The sequence below is a fragment of the Fibrobacter sp. UBA4309 genome, assembly GCF_002395745.1.
GTDB lineage: Bacteria > Fibrobacterota > Fibrobacteria > Fibrobacterales > Fibrobacteraceae > Fibrobacter.
Genome location: NZ_DGUN01000011.1, coordinates 1 through 1,473, shown reverse-complemented (window position 1 = coordinate 1,473; position 1,473 = coordinate 1). Strand labels below are relative to the sequence as shown.

General features: G+C 54.4%; 2 protein-coding genes. One reads left to right on the top strand and one right to left on the bottom strand.

Annotated features, from left to right (window positions below; translation table 11 throughout):
- The coding region (locus B3M32_RS01005; RefSeq protein WP_290742548.1) for a TGS domain-containing protein at positions 1–875 on the bottom strand (875 nt) is incomplete at its 3' end.
- A gap of 348 nt (positions 876–1,223) precedes the next feature.
- Between B3M32_RS01005 and B3M32_RS01000 the strand changes: the two genes are divergently transcribed.
- On the top strand, positions 1,224–1,473 hold a 250-nt coding region (locus tag B3M32_RS01000), incomplete at its 3' end, for a hypothetical protein (RefSeq protein ID WP_290742545.1).

Sequence of the window (1,473 nt, the reverse complement as noted above, 5' to 3'; positions counted from 1 at the left end):
CCGCGGATGTAGTCCTTCAGGGCGTTCACCATCTTGGTGCCCTTCGGGTGCCAGAACACCATGCCCGGAGAATGGTCTTCGATGTGGTAGAGGTCCATTTCCTTGCCGATCTTGCGGTGGTCGCGCTTTTCGGCTTCTTCCAGGAACTTCAGGTAAGTTTCGAGACCTTCCTTGTCGGCAAAGCAGGTGCCGTACACGCGGGTCAGCTGGTCGCTGTTCTGGTCGCCATGCCAGTAAGCACCGGACATGGAGAGCACCTTGAAATTCTTGAGCTTGCCGGTAGAAGGCACGTGGGGGCCGGCGCAGAGGTCTTCAAAGTTCTTGCCCGGTTCGCCAGTCACGTAGAAGCTGAGCGTACCGTCGCTACCCTCGCGGGCGAGAGCGCGTTCAGCGTTGTCCGTCTTGTACTTGTCGCCCTCGGTGCGCTTCAGGCCATCGGCGGCGCTGACTTCGCAACGCACGAACGGACGGTCTTCCTTGATAATTTCCTTCATGCGCTTTTCGATGCGCTCGAAATCCGACTGCTGGATCGGGGTCGGTGTCATCAAATCGTAGTAGAAACCCTTTTCGATAGCCGGACCGTAGGCGAGCTTGGTGCCCGGGAACAGGTCGCAGATAGCTTCGGCGAGCACGTGACTGCAGCTGTGACGCAGGAGCATCAGAGCATCCGGGTCGTCGTTGCTCGGCGTGATAATCTTGATGGTGCCGCTCTCGGTGAGCGGGCGCGTGAGGTCGAGGACCTTATCGCCGAGTTTGACGCCAAGCGCCTTGCGTGCAAGACCTTCGGAAATGCCCTTCGCAATTTCGAGGCCGGTGGTGCCCGATGCTACGGAACGTACGGAGCCATCGGGGAAGGTGAGTTCGATTTGAGACATAAATAATCCTTTTTGTGGGCGGTTCTCGCCCGGTTCCCCAGAAATACGACATCTGGCGGTGCGCGCAAATGTAGCATTTGGCTTGCGTTTCGGCAAATAATACTGTCCCGATTGTCACCCTGGAGTACAGCGTTAGGGGCTAAACGTGTCATTCTGAGCGGAGCCCCGTAGGGCGAAGTCGAAGAATCTAGTCCTGATTATACAAAGGGGGAGAGCCCTCCCCTCGCTCCAGTCCCATGTCGTCCCCGCGCAGGCGGGGATCTCCCTGTGTCTTCCGCTACCCTTTCGCCTAGGGGCCTAGCCCCTAAGACCCCATAAAATTGTATCTTGTGATAGAGGCCTGTAATTATGAGATTCCTTCTTTTGGCAGTTGCATTTTTGCTTCTTTCGACAAACTGTTTTGCGAAAGACTGGAATATTGAAGACATTATTCGCTGCGGTTCCATGACCATAGACAGCAACGGCGTTGCACGGGATAAGCGAAATGTCACAGATTCTTTATGCAGTGAATACTATCGTGAACAGAAAACTGTCCAAGTTAAGAGAGACACTCTCAATCGGTATTTAGTAAAGCACAGTACGTTTGATAAGAAAAATA